Genomic DNA, 19,189 nt, shown 5'->3' on the forward strand with positions numbered 1-19,189 from the left:
CCAACATAGGATGCCTTTAGTCGGATGCACCCGTCCGTTCCAGTCGCGTAACGACGCCGTTCGCAGCAATATACGCGGCATCGACCTCGTCGAGGAACAGCCCGTGGCCGAGAATACCGGGGATCGCGGCAAGTGTGGCGGCGGTTGCGCGGGGGTCTTCGAGGTCGGCGAAGTGGCAGTCGATGACGAGATTGCCTTGGTCCGTCCGGTAGTTGTCGCGGATGGCGGGCGCGGCGCCGCTGTCGGTGAGAACGCGCATGACGTAGGCGCTGGCGAAGGGGAGCACCTCGACCGGCAGCTTGGCCGCGCCGATCCGGTCGACGCGCTTGGAGCCGTCGGCGATCACGACCATCCGTGCCGAGCTTGCGGCGACGATCTTCTCCCGCAGCATCGCCCCGCCGGCGCCCTTGATGGCGAAGCACCGCGAGTCGATCTCGTCTGCGCCGTCGATCGTTAGGTCGACATGCGCGATGGCGGCAAAGTCGAGGATCTCGATGCCGAGTTCGCGGGCAAGTTTGCCGGAAGCTTCGGAGGTGACGACAGCGCGGATCTGCAGGCCTTGAGCGACCCGGTCGCCGAGCGCCTGGATCGCGAATGCCGCGGTCGAGCCCGTCCCGAGCCCGACGAGCATTCCGTCCCGCACCTCGGCCACAGCCGCAACGGCAGCCGCCTTCTTGTCATCATCGATCGAAGCCATCAGCCCACCCCATCCGTCATGCCGGGCTCGTTCCGACAACCACTGCTCAACGCGCTCGAGAGAATTTGGTTTGGAGGACTCGCACAACAAGCACCACCCCGGCGAAGGCCGGGGCCCAATTGGGGAACGTTGCTAACGGAGCGTCGTCCCTGGTCATCACCACCTCTCCAATTGGGCCCCGGCCTTCGCCGGGGTGGTGCGGTGAGTGCCGGCTGTGTTGCTACTTACTGGAGCGCCCCCTCCTTGTTCTCCCGCGAAGGCGGGAGTCCAGCCTGGGTCCCCGCCTTCGCGGGGAAACAATCTTCTTGGTTTGCCGAGCGCTTCACCCCCCAACCAATCAAACAGGTTACTCTTTCTTCCCTATTTCTCGCCTCCGCTTTTCAACTGACATACTTCTGGTACATCCTCGTGGTTTAGCCCGACCAACACATGATCGCGGATTACCAAACTTGATAGCCACACGAATTTCTGCGCGGCGGTGCGCCATTCTGCTGGTGCCCGCACTGGCACTCGCGGCCTGCTCCGGCGGCGGCGACAAGGCCCAGGGCAAGGCAGGCCGCGGCGGCCAACCGGGCCAGGGCACGCCGACCGTCGGCTATGTCGTCGTCCAGCCGACCAGCGTCGCGATGACCACCGAACTCAGCGGTCGCACCACCGCGTTCGAAAGCTCGGATGTCCGCCCCCAGGTCACCGGCATCATCCGTCGCCGCTTCTTCACCGAGGGCACGCTCGTCAAGAAAGGCCAGCCGCTCTACGAGATCGACCCGCGTCTCTATCGCGCCGCCGCCAACGAAGCGCAGGCCAACCTCCAGAGCGCGCGCGCCAACCAGCAGGCACAGACCATCCTCGCGCAGCGTTACAAGCCGCTCGCCGATTTGGAAGCGATCAGCAAGCAGGATTACACCAACGCGGTCGCCACCTCTCGCCAGGCCACTGCCTCGGTCGCGCAGACCCGCGCCGCGCTCGAGACCGCGCAGATCAACCTCAAGTTCACGACCGTCCCCGCGCCGATCACCGGGCGTATCGGGCGGTCGCTGTTCACCGTCGGCGCGCTGGTGTCCGCGACGCAGACCGATCCGCTCGCGCAGATCCAGCGGCTGGACCCCATGTTCGTCGACATCCAGCAATCCTCGGGCGACCTGCTCGCGCTGCGCCGTTCGCTCGGCCAGAACGGCATCGTCGCGACCCGCGCCGAAGTCCGCCTGACGCTCGAGGACGGCAGCGAATATAGCGCGACCGGCACGGTCGAGTTCGCCGAAGCGCTGGTCAACACCGAGACCGGCACCGTGACGTTGCGCGCGCGCTTCCCCAATCCGCAGGGGCTGCTGCTGCCAGGCATGTTCGTCCAGGCGAAGTTCGCGCAGGCGATCAACCAGCGCGCGTTCCTCGTGCCGCAGGCGGGCGTGTCGCGCGATGCGAAGGGCAATGCGACGGTCTATGTCGTCGATGCGAACAACAAGGCGGTGCAGAAGAAGATCAAGGCGGACCGCACGCAGGGCGCATTCTGGGTGGTGACCAGCGGGCTCAATCCAGGCGATCGGATCATTACGCAGGGCCTGTCGAAGATCGCCCCGAACCAGGGCGTGAAGCCGGTGCCGGAAAACACCGCGCAAAAGATCGAAGCGCCCAAGGATGACTCCTCCGGCGGCGACTCCAGCCAGAAAAAGGCCGGCTAAGCCCTTATGTTATCCCGTGTCTTCATCGATCGCCCGATCTTCGCCTGGGTGCTCGCGATCATCGTGATGCTCGGCGGCATCGGCGCGATCTTGAGCCTGCCGATCGCGCAGTACCCCGACGTCGCGCCGCCGCAGGTGACCGTCCGCGCGACCTTCCCGGGTGCCAACGCGCAGACCATCCAGAACAGCGTCACGCAGGTCGTCGAGCAGTCGCTGACCGGCATCGACGGGCTGATCTATTTCAGCTCGTCGTCGTCGTCGCGCGGCTCGGTGACGATCACCGTGACGTTCGAGAAGGGCACCGATCCCGACATCGCACAGGTCCAGGTCCAGAACCAGGTCCAGCAGACGCTGTCCCGCCTCCCCACGCAGGTCCAGCAACAGGGCCTCGTCGTCCGCAAATCGAACCCCGACAACCTCCTGATCGTCGGCGTCTATGACGAGACCGACAAGCTGACCAACCAGGACGTCTCGGACTATCTCGTCTCGAACCTGCAGGACCCGCTCGGCCGTATTCCCGGCATCGGCGACAGCAACGTGTTCGGCGCGCAATACGCGATGCGGATTTGGCTGAACCCGAACAAGCTCGCGAGCTACCAGCTGATCCCGAGCGACGTGACCACCGCGATCCAGGCGCAGAACACCGAAGTCGCCGCCGGCGAACTCGGCGGGCAACCTCAGCCCGACACGCAAATGCTCAACGCGACCGTCACCGCACAGTCGCGCCTCCAGACGCCCGAGCAGTTCGCCAACATCATCCTGAAGACGACCAACGACAGCGCGGTGGTCAAGCTGCGCGACGTCGCCCGGATCGAGCTGGGTGCGGAAAACTACAACGCGCGCAGCCGCGTCAACGCGCACCCCGGCGCCGGTATCGCGGTCCTACTCGCGCCCGGCGCCGACGCGCTGAAGACCGCCGAGCTGGTCAAGGCGTTCGTCGCCAAGTCCGCCAAGAGCTTCCCGCCCGGCCTGAAATTCGCCTACGCCAACGACACGACGGACTTCATCAAGCTGTCGATCGACGAGGTCGTGAAGACGCTGATCGAGGCCGTCATCCTCGTCGTCATCGTCATGTTCGTGTTCCTGCAAAGCTGGCGCGCGACGCTGATCCCGACGATCGCGGTCCCGGTCGTGCTGCTCGGTACGTTCGGCGTGTTCTATCTGGCCGGTTTCTCGATCAACACGTTGACGCTGTTCGGGCTGGTGCTCGCGATCGGCCTGCTGGTCGACGACGCGATCGTCGTGGTCGAGAACGTCGAGCGCCTGATGGAGGAAAATCCCGAGATGACGCCTCGGGAGGCGACGATCGAGTCGATGAACGAGATCACCGTCGCGCTGGTCGCGATCGCGCTCGTGCTGTCGGCGGTGTTCCTGCCGATGGCGTTCTTCGGCGGCTCGACCGGCGTGATCTACCGCCAGTTCTCGCTGACGATGGTGTCGGCGATGGTCCTGTCGGTGCTGGTCGCGCTGATCCTCTCGCCCGCGCTCACCGCGACGCTGCTCAAGCAGAAGAAGAAGGACGCGGACGGCAACACCGAGAAGAGCTGGGGCGAACGCAAATTCCCGAAGGTCGCGCATTTTTTCACGCGCGCTGGCGACAAGTTCAACAGCGGGTTCGAGAAGGGCACGCAGAAATACACCGGTGCCGTCCAATCGGTGATCGACCGCAAGTGGCTGTTCCTGCTGATCTACGCGGTGATCGTCGCAGTGCTCGCGGTACTGTTCCTGCGGCTGCCGACGGGCTTCCTGCCGACCGAGGATCAGGGCTCGGGCATCGTCCAGTTCCAGCTTCCCGCCGGCGCCACGCAAGGCCGCACCTTCGCGCTGCAGAAGCAGATCGAGCAATATTACTACACCAACGAGAAGGCCAACGTCCGCACGATGTTCACCGTCAGCGGTGGCGGCGGTGGCGGCGCGAGTGGCCAGAACACGGGTCAGGGCTTCGTCTCGTTCGCGCCGTGGGAGGACCGCCACGGCAAGGAAAACACGGCGGAGGCGATCACCGGTCGCGCGTCGAAGGCGTTTGCCGGCTTCCGCGACGCGCAGGTCTATTCGCTGGTGCCACCGGCGGTCCGCGGCCTCGGCTCGTCGAACGGCTTCACGATGGAGTTGCAGAACGCCGGCGGGCTCAGCCAGGTCGAGTTCAACGCCGCGCGCGACAAACTGCTCGCGCTCGCCCGCGCCGACTCATCGCTGACCGCGATCCGCCTCACAGAACTTCCCGACGTCGCCACGTTGCGCGTCGATGCCGATCAACAGAAGCTCTCCACGCTCGGCCTGACGCAGGCGAACGTGAACTCGACGCTGTCGACCGCCTGGGGTGGGCAGTACGTCAACGACTTCATCGACCGTGGCCGCGTCAAGCGCGTCTATGTCCAGGGCGACGCGCAGTTCCGCGCGCAGCCGTCCGACCTGAGCCAGTGGTTCGTGCGCGGATCTAACGGCCAGATGGCGCCGTTCTCGTCGTTCGCGAAGACCAGCTGGGGTCAGGCACCGACGACGCTGTCGCGGTTCAACGGCATCGCCTCGTACGAGATCCAGGGCTCGGGCGCGCCGGGCGTCAGCTCGGGCGATGCGATGAACCGGATCGCCGAGCTTGCCGGCCAGATCCCCGGCACGTCGGTCGCTTGGTCGGGCCTGTCGTATCAGGAACGCCTGTCCTCAGGCCAGGCACCGATCCTCTACGGCCTGTCGCTGCTGGTCGTGTTCCTGTGCCTCGCCGCGCTGTACGAGAGCTGGTCGATCCCGATCGCGGTGCTGCTCGTGATCCCATTGGGCCTCGTCGGCGCGATCCTCGCGGTGACACTGAGGGGTCTCATCAACGACGTGTATCTCCAGATCGGCCTGCTGACGACGATGGGGCTGGCCGCGAAGAACGCGATCCTGATGATTGAGTTCGCCGAGCAGGAGGAGAAGAAGGGCAAGCGAGTCATCGAGGCGGCGTTGTCCGCGGCGAAGATCCGATTGCGCCCGATCCTGATGACCTCGTTCGCGTTCATCCTCGGCGTGTTGCCCTTGGCGCTGTCGACCGGTGCGGGTGCGAACAGCCGCATCGCGATCGGCACGGCAGTGGTCGGCGGCATGCTGACCGCGACGATCCTCGCGATCTTCTACATCCCGTTGTTCTTCGTCCTCGTCCGCCGCGGCGCGCGCGACGGCATCGCCAAGCTGCGGGGCAAGCCGACCGGCTTCCAGAGCCATGACGGCCACGGATCCGATGGGGATCACAACGAACCATTGGGCCCGCCCGAACCCCAGGGCCCTCACCGGCCGGAGCCCGCATGATGCGCTCGCTAGTCCTGATCCTCGCCGCGTCCACCGCACTCGCCGGCTGCTCGCTCGCGCCGAAATACGCGCGCACCGAGCTTCCCGTGCCGCCGTCGCTTCCGGTCGGCGACGCATATCTGCGCCAGTCCGAGGCGACGTTGCCCGCGATCACCTACCGCGACGTCTTCAAGGACCCACGACTCCAGCAGATCATCGTCCAGGCGCTCGCCAACAACCGCGATCTCCGCGTCGCCGCCGCCAACATCGCGTCGACCCGCGCGCAATACCGCATTCAGCGCGCCGACCTGTTGCCGCAGGTCGATGCCAGCGGCCGCTACACCTATTCGGGCGGCGGCAACGGCACGCGCAACACCGTTACGAGCGGAACGGGCGGTACGGGAACAGGCGGGACCGGGACCGGGACCGGAACGGGCACCGGAACCGGGACCGGTACAGGCACGGGCGGAACAGGCACCGGAACAGGCACCGGATCGGTCGTCAGCTCGTCGAGCTCGAACAGCGCCTTCTCGGTCGACCTCGGTACCACGGCTTTCGAACTCGACCTGTTCGGCCGCATCCGCTCCCTCACCAGCGCCGCGCTCGATCGCTATTTCGCGACCGAAGCCGCCGCGCGCGCCACTCGCCTGACGCTGGTCGGCGACATCGCCGATGCGTGGCTCACCTATGCGTCGGACCAGAGCCTGCTCAAGATCGCGCAGGACACCGTGACGAGTTCGCAGCGCAGCGTCACGCTCACCAACGCGCGCCTGCGCGGCGGTGTCGCCCCGCGCACCGATCTTCGCCAGGCGCAGCAGATCCTGTTCACCGCGCAGTCCGACCTCGCGCAGCAACGCACCGCGCTCGCGCAGGACGTCAACGCGCTGCAACTGCTCGTCGGCGCACCGGTCGATGCCAGCCTGTTGCCCGCCTCGATCGAGCAGGCGCTGCCGACCGTCGCCACGCTGCCCGCAGGGCTCGACAGCAGCATTCTTCTGCGCCGCCCCGACGTCGTCGAATCCGAATACCAGCTCCGCGCCACCAACGCCGAGATCGGCGCAGCCCGCGCGGAACTGTTCCCGAAGATCTCGCTGACCGGTATCCTTGGGTTCGCCAGCACGTCGCTGACCTCGCTGTTCAGCGGCGGCGCGTTCAACTATTCGGTCGCGCCTTCGGTCAGCTACCCGATCTTCCGCGCCGGTGCCGGGATCGCCGGGGTCGCCTATTCGAAGGCGCAACGCGACGCCGCGCTCGCGACCTACGAGAAGACGATCCAGTCCGCATTCCAGGAAACCGCCGACGCACTGGCACGTCAAGGGACGATCGCCGATCAGCTCAAGGCGAACCAGAACTTCTCCGAAGCGGCGCTGGACACGTATCGCCTGTCCGATGCGCGCTATCGCGGCGGGATCGACACCTTCCTAAACTCGCTCGACGCGCAACGCTCGCTCTACACCGCACAGCGCAACCTCGTCGCGACGCAACTTGTCGGCGCAAGCAACCGCGTGACGCTCTATCGGGTGCTAGGCGGGGATTCGACGCTGGAGGCCACCGCAGGCGGTCCGCAACCGGTGACGATGAGCGGCGCGCCGAGGTCCGAGACGAACTGAGGCGTCGGCGCTTCGCATCTTACCATATCCGAAACCTATTCGAGCCAGAATGGGTGGATGTACGCGCCCCTCCCCGTTGCCGATCGCCGCGCGCGCGATCGACTGCCCATTCCCGCCGTGTTCGGACTGGGCGAGGAAACGCGCGAACAGATCGCCGCGATGCTTGGCCGAAAGCTCGACCAGGCCGCCGCGGTATGGCCGCTCACCTTCGCGGCGCAGGCGCTCGCCTGCGCGCTGCTGATCCTCATCGGTGTCGTCGCGCCGTCCGCTGCCGGCCTCGGGGTGCTCGTGCCGGTCATCGGCATCCATGCCGCGATCCTCGGCGCGGTATCCTCCGCGATCTTCGGCCTGTTGCGGCTGCCGATGCTGCGCCGATGGCCAGCTTATCAGCGCAACCGCATTCTGATGCTCCTCGTCGCGTCGACCTCCGCGGTGTTGCTGTCGATGCTCTGGACCGTCGCCCATCTGCCGGCCGGCCCGTTGCAGCTCGGGTGTTTCGCCGCAGCGACGGGCACGCTCATCGTCACCGCGGTCGGGGTCCATGCCGTCCGCGCCGCGACGCTCGGCCTGGGTATCGGGATCGTGGTGATGCTGGCGATCCTGGCCGGTGTCGGCGTGCCTCTCGGGGTCGCGCTCCTGTTTCTCGGCTGCCTTGTGCTCGCAACCCGGCAACTCGCGCGGATCGATCACGAGATGGAACTCGGTCGCACCGAAGCGGCCGGCGAAGGACGGCTCGCGATCAGGATGATCGCCGAATTCGAGAGCTATGGCACCGGCTGGTTCTGGGAAGCCGATCGCCAGGGCCGCGTCACCCACCTGTCCGCCAAGGTCGCCAAAGACCTGGGCCTGGCGGATACCGCCGTGGGGCAGCCGCTGATCGACCTGTTCCGGATGGACAGCGAGACGCCCGGCACCGAGCGGACGCTGGCGTTCCACATCGCGTCGCGCACGTCGTTTTCCGACTATTCGGTCTGCGCCGCGACCGAGGGCGCCGTCGAGCGCTGGTGGTCGATCTCGGGCCGTCCGGTCGTCGACGATCTGGGTCGGTTCCAGGGCTTCATCGGCTCGGGCAGCGACCTGACGGAACAACGCCGGTCCGAAGCGGAGATCACGCGCCTCGCGTTGTTCGACGGCCTCACCGGGCTGGCCAACCGCCAGCGGATGCGGCTGTCGCTCGACAAGACGCTTGCGCAGAACACCGGGCCGTACCGGGCCACGTCGCTGTTCCTGATGGATCTCGATCGGTTCAAGGCGGTCAACGATACGCTCGGCCACCAGGCCGGCGACGCGCTGCTGCAACAGGTCGCACAGCGGCTCCAGCGTGGCATCGCCGATGCGGGGCTGGTCGGGCGATTGGGGGGCGACGAATTCAAGGTGGTGCTGCCTGGAATCGACAATCGCACCACGCTTGGCGCGCTCGCGCGTGAGGTGATCGCGTCGCTCTCGGAGCCCTATTTCATCAATGGCGCCTCGGTCACGATCGGCTGCTCGATCGGCATCGCCATCGCACCCGAGGACGGCGACACATCGGAAACGCTCGTCCGCAACGCCGATCTCGCGCTTTACGCCGCCAAGGCCGATGGTCGCGGCGTGGCCCGATTCTATTCGGACGACATGCTGACCGGCGCACGGACGCGCAAACTGCTCGAAGACGATCTGCGCGCCGCGGTATCGCAGGGCGCATTCCACCTCTGCTATCAACCCGTCGTCAGCACGAAGACGACGCGGATCGTCGGCTACGAAGCACTGATCCGGTGGTTCCACCCGACGCGCGGACTCGTTTCGCCCGCCGATTTCATCCCGGTCGCCGAGGAATGCGGGCTGATCGAGGCGATCGGGGAATGGGTGTTGCGGACCGCGTGCATGGAGGCGGCGCGCTGGCCCGGCACCGTCCGCGTCGCGGTCAACGTCTCGCCGATCCAGTTCGCCAATCCGGCGCTGCCCGCGCTCGTCACCAGCGCGCTGGCGCAATCGGGGATCGCACCGGGCCGGCTGGAACTGGAGATCACCGAAGGCGTGTTTCTCGACGAGACGGCATCGTCGGAGCGGATGTTCAGGGCGCTGAAGACGATCGGCGTCCGGCTTGCGCTCGACGATTTCGGCACCGGCTATTCGTCGCTCGGCTATCTGCGCAACGCACCGTTCGACAAGATCAAGATCGACCAGTCGTTCGTCAAAGGCGCCGCCGAACCCGGCAACCGCAACGCCGCGATCATCAAGGCGATCGTCACGCTCGCCGACACGCTCGGCATGGAGACGACCGCCGAAGGGGTCGAGGTGCAGGACGAGATCGATCTGGTCCGCGACCTCGGGTGCAGCCATATCCAGGGCTATGTCTATGGCCGCCCGGTCCGCGCGGACGAGGCATTGCTGCAACTGGGGGTCGAGGATGCGACCGCTACCGCCAGCGGCTTCAAGGTGAGCCGTGCGCCGCGCACCAAGATGTTGCGCTCGGCGCGCATCATGATGGACGGCGTCCGCGGCGACGTCAGGATCCGCGACATTTCGACGTCGGGAGCGATGCTCGACGGGCTGCGGATCAAGGGCAATCCCGACGGCGTCGAGATGCAGATCGAACTGCTCGAGGACCAGATGGTCGCGGCCCGCGTACGCTGGGCGCGCGGCGGCAAGGCGGGGATCGAGTTCCACGAGGCGTTCAACCTCGATAGCCTCAACCAGGGCCAGGGAACGCGTCTTCGTCGCGCGGGCTGAGCGATCGAACCGTCCTCCCGTGCCAGCCGGATCGGCTTTTAGCGGGAACCAACCACCGTCGCCCGCCGTCTCTCCATCATGGTAAACCGCCTCCCGATCAGAGCCTTGGCCTTCGACGTGTTCGGAACGGTCGTCGACTGGCGCTCGGGCATCGCGCGCGACGCCGCCCCGATCCTCGCCCGCATCGGCCGCACCGATATCGACCCGCACGCCTTCGCCGACGGCTGGCGCAAACGCTATCAGCCGGCGCTCCAGGAGGTCCGCAGCGGACGGCGACCGTTCGTCATCCTCGACACGCTCCACCGCGAGGCACTCGAAGACCTGCTTCGTCACCACGGCATCGATCCCGCCGCGCTGGACGAGGCCACGCTCGTCGACCTGACTCACGCCTGGCACCGGCTCGATCCCTGGCCCGACTCGGTCGAGGGTCTCACCCGCCTCAAGACCCGCTACCCGATCGTCACGCTCAGCAACGGCAACATCGCGCTGATGCTGGAAATGGCCCGCCGCGCCGGCCTGCCCTGGGACGCGATCCTCGGGGCGGAAGTCAGCCGCGTCTACAAGCCGCTCCCCGAATCCTACCTCGCCACCGCGGGGTTTCTCGGCATTGCGCCCGGCGAACTCTGCCTCGTTGCCGCGCACCACAGCGACCTCGCCGCGGCGCGCGCCGCTGGCTTGCAGACCGCCTATGTCGACCGCCCGCACGAATATGGCGGCCGCCCGGCACCCGACGCGGACGCCGCGCAGGATTGGGACCATAGCGTCGACAGCCTGACGCGATTGGCGGACGAACTGTGCCGATGACCCGCCGACCTGCCCGCGAACCGGTAGAAACGCACGACGCGTCGCCGTATCGAACGTGCACCGGAGTAAAATTCGGCCCGGCGTGCGACCCGGCAGGAATTTGAGATGACCACACAAACGGCCGAGGCCGATTTCCTGACCGGTGGCGGCGAGATGGCCGCGATGATCCGCGCGCACGACTGGTCGTCGTCGCCGCTGGGGCCGATCGAGCACTGGCCGCAGTCGCTCCGCTCGATCGTTTCGCTGATGCTCGCCTCGGAATTTGCGATGTGCCTCGCCTGGGGCCCCGAGCTCGGCTTCCTTTATAACGACCATTACGCGCGCATCATGCACGACAAGCACCCGCAGGCGCTCGGCCAACGGTTCGCCGACGTGTGGGCGGATGTCTGGGGCGATATCAGTCCCCTGGTCGACAAGGCGCTGGCGGGCGAAGCGTCGTTCTTCGAGAACCTGCAACTCGTCACCGACCGCAAGGGCTATGACGAGCACGCCTGGTTCACCTTCTCCTACTCGCCCGTCCGCGATGAAAGCGGCGCGATCGCGGGCATGTTCTGCTCGACGTACGAAAGCACCGAGCGCGTCCAGACCGAACGCGCGCTGCGCGACGAGCGCGAGCGGATGAGCCAGATGTTCGCGCAGGCGCCCACCTTCATGGCGATGTTGCGCGGGCCCGAGCACCGGTTCGAGCTGACCAACCCCGGCTACGACAAGCTGATCGGCCACCGCGAAGTGCTGGGCCGCACCGTCGCCGATGCCTTGCCCGATGCGGTCGAACAGGGGTTCCTCGACCTGCTCGACGGCGTGTTCACGAGCGGCGATGCCTTCACGGCACGCGGCATGCTGTATGCGGTCCAGGCCGAACCCGGTGGCCCGATCGACGATCGCTACGTCGATTTCGTTTATCAACCGATCCGTGACGCGACCGGCGCGGTCGTCGGCGTGTTCGTCGAGGGCGCCGACGTCACCGACCGCAAGACGCTCGAACGCGACCTGCAATCGCTCAACGCCGACCTCGAACAGCGCGTCCGCGACCGCACGCAGGAACTGGTCGAGGCGCAGGAGGCACTTCGCCAGGCGCAGAAGATGGAAGCGGTCGGCCAGCTGACCGGCGGCATCGCGCACGATTTCAACAATCTGCTCCAGGGCATCACCGGCAGCCTGGAGATCGTCCAGCGCCGCGTCGCGCAAGGTCGGGTGGGCGAACTCGATCGCTTCATCACCGGCGCGACCACCGCTGCCAACCGTGCCGCGTCGCTGACCCACCGCTTGCTCGCGTTCTCGCGCCGCCAGCCGCTCGATCCGCGCCCGGTCAAGGTCAACCCGCTGGTCGCCTCGCTCGAAGACCTGCTCCGCCGCACCACCGGCGAGCAGATCGAGCTCGAGATGGTGCTCGCCGGTGGTTTGTGGACGACATTGTGCGATCCCAACCAGCTCGAGAACTCGTTGCTCAACCTCGTCATCAACGCGCGCGACGCGATGCCGCACGGTGGCAAGCTGACGATCGAGACGTGCAACGCGCACCTCGACGACCATTTCGCCGCCAGCCAGCGCGACGTCCGGCCCGGCCATTACGTGTGCATCTGCGTGTCGGACACCGGCACCGGCATGTCCGCCGACACGATTGCCAAGGCATTCGAGCCGTTCTTCACGACCAAGCCGATCGGCCAGGGGACCGGGCTCGGCCTGTCGATGATCTACGGCTTCGCGCGCCAGTCCGAAGGCTATGCGAGGATCTATAGCGAGCTCGGCCAGGGCACGACGATCAAGCTGTATCTGCCCCGCCATTACGGCGAAGCGGAGCAGGACGAGGCGCTGCCCGGCCTGACGCAGGACCACGTCACTGATGCGGGCGAGATCGTACTGGTGGTCGAGGACGATTCGGTCGTCCGCGCGCTGATCGTCGAGGTCCTGGGCGAATTGGGCTATCAGGCGATCGAGGCGCATGACGGCCCCGCCGGGCTTGAGCGCCTGCGCACGATGGAACGCGTCGACCTGCTCGTCACCGACATCGGCCTGCCCGGCCTGAACGGTCGCCAGGTCGCCGACGCCGGCCGCGCGCTGCGTCCGGACCTCCGCGTGCTGTTCATGACGGGCTATGCGGAGAATGCCGCACTGGCGTCGGGCTTCCTGGAGCCGGGCATGTCGATGATCACCAAGCCGTTTGCGATGGAAGCGCTGGCGACGCAGATCCGGACGATGATCGAGGGGTAGAGCAGGCCCTCTCCCGCCCAATTGCCACCACCCCGGCGAAGGCCGGGGCCCAAGTGGAAAGGTGGTCGTAACGGCGCGCTGCGTTTCGTTATCACCGTCCCCCAATTGGGCCCCGGCCTTCGCCGGGGTGGGGTGATTTGAGGTTACCTTCGCATCACCACCGTTCCCCCGCGAAGGCGGGGGTCCAGGAATCAAGTAGGACGACGTTCGTGGCTCCTGGGCCCCCGCTTTCGCGGGGGAACTAGAGCGGTCCCCCATATCCAGTGCCCCACTCCCACACCTCCCCTCCGAAGAAACATTTGCCACCTTCCGCCCTTAAATAATTTTTCGTTCCCCCTTCGCCCCCTTGCACATCTTGAACCCCGCAGAAGTCCACGCGTCGCGAATATCCCGCCCGGCCAACCCGCACGCGAACGCGACGAACCGAGCCCCCGACCACCCCTTCACCCCCTTGCGTCTCATCGCGCTTTGGCACAATCTCTTGGGGTTGCGTTCGGGGGCGGACCCAATCGCTGGTAGAACATCCCTCGCATAGCCCTATGCGAACCGATCATATGCGCGCCTTCCACCGCCGCGATGGTCACTTTTTGTTCTCCCGTTAGGGGCCGTCCGATGGTAGCATGGCGACATGACGCCGATTCGAACGAATACAGAACACTAGGAGCGGTTTCGATGGATTTCAGAGACAGCAGCCGGGATAGCGACATGACCACAGACACGATCGACCAAGCAGCCCCCACCATCGAAGCCGAGGCTCCCAAGGCCCCGCGCCAGGCGCAGGACAGCCACTCCGTGCGCGCGCAGATCTACCCGGTCGAGGTCGATCATAGCCGCGACGCGCTCCTCACCGAATTCGGCAAGGACACGCTCAGGGATCGCTATCTGCTCCCGGGCGAGAGCTACCAGGACCTGTTCGTCCGCGTCGCCTCCGCCTATGCCGACGACGCCGGCCATGCGCAGCGGCTGTACGACGCGATCTCGAAGCTCTGGTTCATGCCCGCCACCCCCGTTCTGTCGAACGGCGGCACCGGCCGCGGCCTGCCGATCTCGTGCTACCTCAACTCGGTCCCCGACAGCCTCGGCGGGATCGTCGACACCTGGAACGAGAATGTCTGGCTCGCCTCGCGCGGCGGCGGCATCGGCACCTATTGGGGCAACGTCCGCGGCATCGGCGAGCCGGTCGGCCTCAACGGCAAGACCAGCGGCATCATCCCGTTCGTCCGCGTCATGGATTCGCTGACGCTCGCGATCAGCCAGGGCTCGCTGCGCCGCGGTTCGGCCGCAGTCTATCTCGACGTCTCGCACCCCGAGATCGAGGAATTCCTCGAAATCCGCAAACCCTCGGGCGATTTCAACCGCAAGGCTTTGAACCTCCACCACGGCGTGCTGATCACCGACGCCTTCATGGAGGCCGTCCGCAACGGTGAGGAATGGCACCTCCGCTCGCCAAAGGACCAGGCGATCCGCGCCACCGTCGACGCGCGCTCGCTGTTCCAGAAGCTCGTCGAGACCCGTCTCCAGACCGGCGAGCCGTACATCGTCTTCGCCGATCACGTGAACAAGGCGATGCCCAAGCATCACCGCGAACTCGGCCTCAAGGTCTCGACCTCGAACCTGTGCTCGGAGATCACGCTGCCGACCGGCAAGGATCATCTTGGCAACGAGCGGACCGCGGTCTGCTGCCTGTCGTCGCTGAACCTCGAGACATGGGATCAGTGGAAGGACGAGAAGGGCCTGATCGAGGACGTCATGCGCTTCCTCGACAACGTGCTGCAGGATTACATCGACCGCCACGAACCCGGCATGGAGCGCGCCGCCTATAGCGCAGGCCGCGAGCGGTCGGTCGGGCTCGGCGTGATGGGCTTCCACAGCTTCCTCCAGGCGCGCGGCATCCCGTTCGAGGGCGCGATGGCGAAGTCGTGGAACCTGCGCATGTTCAAGCACATCAGCAGCCAGGCCAACGAAGCCTCGATGCAGCTCGCGATCGAGCGCGGCCCCTGCCCCGACGCCGCCGACGTCGGCGCGATGGAGCGCTTCAGCTGCAAGATGGCGATCGCCCCGACCGCGTCGATCTCGATCATCTGCGGCGGCACGTCGGCGTGCATCGAGCCGATCCCGGCGAACATCTACACGCACAAGACGCTGTCGGGCAGCTTCTCGATCAAGAATCCGTATCTGGAAAAGATGCTGAGCGAGAAGTCGAAGAACAGCGACGCGGTGTGGAACTCGATCCTCGAGCAGGGCGGTTCGGTCCAGCATCTCGACTTCCTCTCGGTCGAGGAAAAGGACTGCTACAAGACGTCGTTCGAGATCGACCAGCGCTGGCTGCTCGAACTGGCGGCGGATCGCACCCCGTACATCGACCAGGCGCAGTCGTTGAACCTGTTCATCCCCGCCGACGTCGAGAAGTGGGACCTGCTGATGCTCCACTTCCGCGCATGGGAGCTCGGCATCAAGTCGCTCTATTACCTGCGTTCGAAGTCGGTTCAGCGCGCGGGCTTCGCCGGCGGCGTCGAGGCGGACAACACGATCGACCTGCGCCAGATCGACGTCGAGTCGAAGGATTACGATGAGTGCCTTGCCTGCCAGTAAGGCCTCTCGGCGTTCAAGCGTGACCCCGGCGCGTGACACGCGGACCGGGGAGCGCCTGACGCAAAAAACCCCGGCCCGCGCGAAGCGGACCGGGGTTCGGACTGGCTATGCGGCGCGTTTGATGCGTACCGCGTTCGCGTCAGGCCTCTTCTTCGAACGTCACCGCCACGTCGGCGTTGGCGGAAAGCCGGACCTTGCCGTCCTCGATATCCGCGACCAGCCCGAGCGAGATGAAGTGATGATGCCCTTCATGGCTGCCCGTGCCCTCGACGACCTGCGCGCCCGAGTCCTTCTTGGTCAGCTTGATGCGGTTGCCTTCGACCTTGTCGACGGTGCCGACATGGACGCCGTCCGCGCCGATGACTTCGGCATGTTCCTGGATCTTGGTTGCATCGACCATGGTCGTTCTCCTGTGGTGGGTTCGGCATCTCAACGCACGTCATGCGAGTTCGCCGCATGACATATGGTTCAGCTATCATGTTCGTGGTCGCGGGCGTGCTCGGAATCGTCGGCACCGCGATGCTGCTCCGCCTGCGCTCGCCGAACATCACCGAACCGCAGACCTATGCGTTCCGGATGATCGGGATCATGCTGACGTCCGGCGCGATCGTCCTCGCGATGTCCGCCGCCGCGATGTGGCAATGGAGCACCGAGACATGACGTTGAACACGCCGTGAGCCTGAACACACCATGAGCCTTAACACACTGGTCCTGATCCTCGCGGTGTTCGTGCTCTGCATGGCGAACGTCATGCTCGGCCGTCACTGGAGCCGCCTCGATCACAATCCCTGGTCGAGGTCGTCCTCGGATCGCGTGCTCGACATCGATCCCGAGGTCGACAGCGAACCCGTCCCCGGCTGGAACCCCGGCACGATGGACGTCGCCAAGATCCGTCAGCGCGGTCGCCAGTTGATGATCGCCGCACCGATCGCCTCGGTCGTCTTCGTGGTCGTCGTGATGGTCAGTTCCAGCCGCTTCTAGTTTCCATTTTACCGTTTCACCCAGTTTCCCAAATTTCTTCCGGAGTATCCCATGTCCCTCCTCCACGCCTCCAAGCAGTACAAGCCATTCGAATACCCTTGGGCGTTCGAGTTCTGGAAGCGCCAGCAGCAGCTCCATTGGCTCCCCGAGGAAGTGCCCTTGGGCGAAGATTGCCGCGATTGGGCGCAGAAGCTCAGCGATCACGAGCGCAACCTGCTCACGCAGATCTTCCGCTTCTTCACGCAGGCCGATGTCGAGGTGCAGGATTGCTACCACGAGAAATACGGCCGCGTGTTCAAGCCGACCGAGATCAAGATGATGCTGACCTCGTTCAGCAACATGGAGACGGTCCACATCGCCGCCTACAGCCATCTGCTCGACACCATCGGCATGCCCGAGAGCGAGTACGGCGCCTTCCTCGAATATGCCGAGATGAAGGAAAAGCATGACTACATGCAGCAGTTCACCGTCGACAACGACGAGGACATCGCGCGCACGCTCGCCATGTTTGGCGGCTTCACCGAGGGCGTCCAGCTGTTCGCGTCGTTCGCGATGCTGATGAACTTCCCGCGCTTCAACAAGATGAAGGGCATGGGCCAGATCGTCACCTGGTCGATCCGCGACGAGAGCCTCCACTGCGAGGGCATCATCAAGATGTTCCACACCTTCTGTCAGGAGCGCCAGTGCCTGACCAAGGCGGTCAAGGACGACATCGCCGACGTCTGCCAGACGACGATCCGCCTCGAGGACAATTTCATCGACCTCGCCTTCGAGATGGGCCCGGTCAACGGCATGACCCCCAAGGAGATCAAGAAGTACATCCGCTTCATCGCCGACTGGCGCATGACTCAGCTCGGCCTGAAGCCGATCTACATGATCGACGAGCACCCGCTGCCCTGGCTCGCCCCGATGCTCAACGGCGTCGAGCACGCCAACTTCTTCGAACAGCGGGCGACCGAGTATTCGAAGGCCGCGACCAAGGGCCAGTGGAACGACGTCTGGGACTCGTTCGACAAGCGCCAGACCGCGAAGAAGGGGCCTGCGGCGAATGTGGACCTGAGTGAAGTTCGGGATATGTTCGGTGATGTGGGGGTTGCAGCAGAATAACAGATGTGTAGCTTGCGGACCGTGGAAGCAAATGGCAATTTCGCGACGCGGTCCGCACTGCGTGATTGGTACAGGGCATCGCTACCCAGTAGTGGCTGCCCAGAATTACACTCAGACGACAGCCTTAAACGCCTAGCTGACGCGAGAAACTTGAGCTCTAAGAGCGCAAATCGCCTGATGATTATTTCGCTCTGTTTTTCTATTTTGTACATGCTGCGATCAGAGGGTATCGGCCAGACCTTATCAGTGGCAGGATATCCTCTAAAGGATATTCCTTACGGCTTGTATATATTTTGCATCTGCTCGCTTTCTCTATCGATTGTATCCATGATTCGCTCATGCGACTCCCGGAATTTTGACCGCCGGCTGAAGTTTGCATGCGACACGAAAGACATCGAAAAATCGAAGCTTATATATCTAAGCTTTCCAAATGACGAAGCATGGGCTGAACCATTTGGTCAGGGCATCGTATCGGTTAAATCAAATATAATAATCGCAGTTATTAAATATACTACACTCGCTCTATTTAGCATACTCACACTAGTAATTTTTTTCCTTCCAACATTAATTGGCATATCATACATTTGGACAGAGAGTTACGCGTTGGGCTCGGAGTTTTTAGAAATACGGAAATACTCCACGCTTTTACTGGTAGTTTTATCAGCTCTATCGTTCACCGTCCTGTTTTGGACAAGAACAGTTGACTGCGACTAAAAGGACCCAGATTGATGCGGATCAGCTTTTCTGGTTCAGAGGCCGAACACCATCGACTTGAAGCTTACGAAGGGCTCAAGTCTCTAGACGGGATAGTACGCGTTGCTACCATAGCCGCCCACTACGCAGCAACAAACGAGGTTCGCTTTAGAGCACCTTATTCGCCGATGTTACAGGTACAATTATCCGGCGTTAAAAATGGCAGTTTTGAGTTCATCTTTGACCAAATATCTAAATTCGCAGACAGGGTTTTGGGAGACGCCGCCAAGCGGCGATCCGAGGCGCTGCTCTCAAAGCTAGTTTCATTAGGAACTGGACAAGATGACGACCATGGAATTAATATTCCAGGGACGAAGATACCAGACGGCGATTTGGCGGCAATGTCAGAGGCTTCAGAATCGGCGTTAATATCTGCGCATCGCTGGATAGACGACGACGACAAAACTATCAGCATCATCGATGGTGATGATAAAGTTCAAATGAATTCAAAAACTAAAGATTTTGTAACTGAAGAAATCGTGGGAGAAGTTTCAAATCAAGACGTGTCGGTAGCCGCGCTAAATGTTAACAACCGAAGCGGTCGCGTATACATGTTTGATTTAGGCAGGACTGTTCCTTACGCCGTTTCTCGAGATGCAGAATCAAGAACCGTTGCCAATTTATCGACTTACCTACGTCGCTATGCCCAAGGCAATGGCGATCGCGTTAACATTAGATTTACTCCAATTAAACACAATGACGGACGGCTGAAGAAGATTATTATTTACGACTGCTTTGACGTGCGAAACGCAGCTTAGTCATGATTTTGCGGAGCGCTGTTC

13 protein-coding genes and 1 pseudogene are annotated in these 19,189 nt (G+C 64.0%); 12 read left to right on the forward strand and 2 right to left on the reverse strand.

The features are described from left to right. Nucleotides 1–16: 16 nt before the first annotated feature. Nucleotides 17–697, reverse strand: a complete 681-nt coding sequence (gene rpiA, locus IFT67_RS06995; protein ID WP_192145795.1) for a ribose-5-phosphate isomerase RpiA — start codon at nucleotides 695–697, stop codon at nucleotides 17–19. A gap of 449 nt (nucleotides 698–1,146) precedes the next feature. On the opposite strand from rpiA, the gene IFT67_RS07000 reads away from it, so the two are divergent. The 8 genes and pseudogenes from IFT67_RS07000 (at nucleotide 1,147) to IFT67_RS07030 (ending at nucleotide 15,566) form a co-directional block, all read left to right on the forward strand. Next, nucleotides 1,147–2,373, forward strand: coding sequence for an efflux RND transporter periplasmic adaptor subunit (locus tag IFT67_RS07000; protein WP_244647190.1), 1,227 nt, complete (start codon nucleotides 1,147–1,149; stop codon nucleotides 2,371–2,373). Nucleotides 2,374–2,379: 6 nt separating this feature from the next. Next, on the forward strand, nucleotides 2,380–5,658 hold the full coding sequence (locus tag IFT67_RS07005; RefSeq protein WP_192145799.1) for a multidrug efflux RND transporter permease subunit: 3,279 nt from the start codon (nucleotides 2,380–2,382) through the stop codon (nucleotides 5,656–5,658). Next, entirely contained in the window at nucleotides 5,655–7,247 is a 1,593-nt protein-coding gene (locus tag IFT67_RS07010; protein ID WP_192145801.1) for an efflux transporter outer membrane subunit, read from the forward strand. The genes IFT67_RS07005 and IFT67_RS07010 overlap by 4 nt, the downstream gene beginning before the upstream one ends. Before the next feature lie 57 nt (nucleotides 7,248–7,304). After that, nucleotides 7,305–9,959, forward strand: coding sequence for an EAL domain-containing protein (locus IFT67_RS07015; RefSeq protein WP_244647191.1), 2,655 nt, complete (start codon nucleotides 7,305–7,307; stop codon nucleotides 9,957–9,959). 78 nt (nucleotides 9,960–10,037) lie between these two features. Then, complete coding sequence (locus tag IFT67_RS07020) at nucleotides 10,038–10,763, forward strand: haloacid dehalogenase type II (RefSeq protein WP_192145803.1); 726 nt, start codon at nucleotides 10,038–10,040, stop codon at nucleotides 10,761–10,763. Nucleotides 10,764–11,030: 267 nt separating this feature from the next. Next, nucleotides 11,031–11,333, forward strand: a pseudogene (locus IFT67_RS20980) (PAS domain-containing protein); the annotation flags it as partial. A gap of 57 nt (nucleotides 11,334–11,390) precedes the next feature. Beyond that, complete coding sequence (locus IFT67_RS07025; protein WP_446740807.1) at nucleotides 11,391–12,974, forward strand: ATP-binding protein; 1,584 nt, start codon at nucleotides 11,391–11,393, stop codon at nucleotides 12,972–12,974. A gap of 672 nt (nucleotides 12,975–13,646) precedes the next feature. After that, nucleotides 13,647–15,566: a ribonucleoside-diphosphate reductase subunit alpha gene (locus tag IFT67_RS07030; protein ID WP_192145805.1), complete on the forward strand. Its 1,920-nt coding sequence runs from the start codon at nucleotides 13,647–13,649 to the stop codon at nucleotides 15,564–15,566. A 139-nt stretch (nucleotides 15,567–15,705) separates the two neighbouring features. Here the strand turns inward: IFT67_RS07030 and IFT67_RS07035 are convergent, their stop codons facing one another. After that, the gene (locus tag IFT67_RS07035) at nucleotides 15,706–15,966 is read right to left on the reverse strand and encodes a DUF2171 domain-containing protein (RefSeq protein WP_056055125.1); all 261 of its coding nucleotides are present in this window, start codon (nucleotides 15,964–15,966) and stop codon (nucleotides 15,706–15,708) included. 56 nt (nucleotides 15,967–16,022) lie between these two features. Between IFT67_RS07035 and IFT67_RS07040 the strand changes: the two genes are divergently transcribed. From IFT67_RS07040 to IFT67_RS07055, 4 genes are all read left to right on the forward strand, one after another. Continuing rightward, entirely contained in the window at nucleotides 16,023–16,226 is a 204-nt protein-coding gene (locus IFT67_RS07040) for a hypothetical protein (protein ID WP_107963769.1), read from the forward strand. Nucleotides 16,227–16,256: 30 nt separating this feature from the next. Then, nucleotides 16,257–16,547 (forward strand): hypothetical protein, encoded by a 291-nt coding sequence (locus IFT67_RS07045; protein WP_107963770.1) that lies wholly within the window; start codon nucleotides 16,257–16,259, stop codon nucleotides 16,545–16,547. Between the two features lie 51 nt (nucleotides 16,548–16,598). Then, nucleotides 16,599–17,654, forward strand: a complete 1,056-nt coding sequence (locus tag IFT67_RS07050) for a ribonucleotide-diphosphate reductase subunit beta (RefSeq protein ID WP_192145807.1) — start codon at nucleotides 16,599–16,601, stop codon at nucleotides 17,652–17,654. A gap of 728 nt (nucleotides 17,655–18,382) precedes the next feature. Beyond that, nucleotides 18,383–19,165, forward strand: a complete 783-nt coding sequence (locus IFT67_RS07055) for a DUF7946 domain-containing protein (protein WP_192145809.1) — start codon at nucleotides 18,383–18,385, stop codon at nucleotides 19,163–19,165. The last annotated feature ends 24 nt before the right edge of the window (nucleotides 19,166–19,189 follow it).

Source organism: Sphingomonas sp. CFBP 13728, assembly GCF_014841895.1.
In the GTDB taxonomy this organism is placed as follows: domain Bacteria; phylum Pseudomonadota; class Alphaproteobacteria; order Sphingomonadales; family Sphingomonadaceae; genus Sphingomonas.